This is a genomic window from Sulfitobacter sp. UBA4523 (assembly GCF_002388305.1).
Taxonomy (GTDB): Bacteria; Pseudomonadota; Alphaproteobacteria; order Rhodobacterales; family Rhodobacteraceae; genus Sulfitobacter; species Sulfitobacter pontiacus.
The window spans coordinates 109,584-110,000 of the sequence record NZ_DGMH01000024.1; the positions used below are offsets into that span (position 1 = coordinate 109,584).

Sequence of the window (417 nt, forward strand, 5' to 3'; positions counted from 1 at the left end):
CGCCGCATACGGCGACGGGCCTGCGGCTGAAATGGGACAGGCAGCTTGCCCATGACTGGACGCGCTGTACCGGCCTTGGCGGCCGGATCCGGTGGGCGATAAAGGCGCTGCTGCTTATTCCGTCTCCGCTTTGCGCCGTGGCAGAGGTCGCGACCAGCCCCCGCATCAAGGGTGCGCGCAACCGTGTGATGGCGTTGATCGGGCTGACGTCTATCCGGCTTTACCGCGCGCGACGGATGTTGTCGCTGCTGCGGGGCCATGACCCCGAACGGCTTTTGCACCGGTGGAATCGCATTGACCTGCCCTGACATCAGATGCGCGACAGGGGGTGGCCCGTGATCCGGTCGTTTGGCTTTCTGCTGTCCGGCAACGCCTGCGCCGCCGCGATCTTGCTGCTGCGCACGGTGGTGGTGTCGC

Annotated in this window: 1 pseudogene; it reads left to right on the plus strand. The window is 66.4% G+C overall.

The window, feature by feature from the left end:
• A pseudogene (locus B3849_RS06350) lies at positions 1-308 on the plus strand (glycosyl transferase family 2); the annotation flags it as partial.
• Between the last annotated feature and the right edge of the window lie 109 nt (positions 309-417).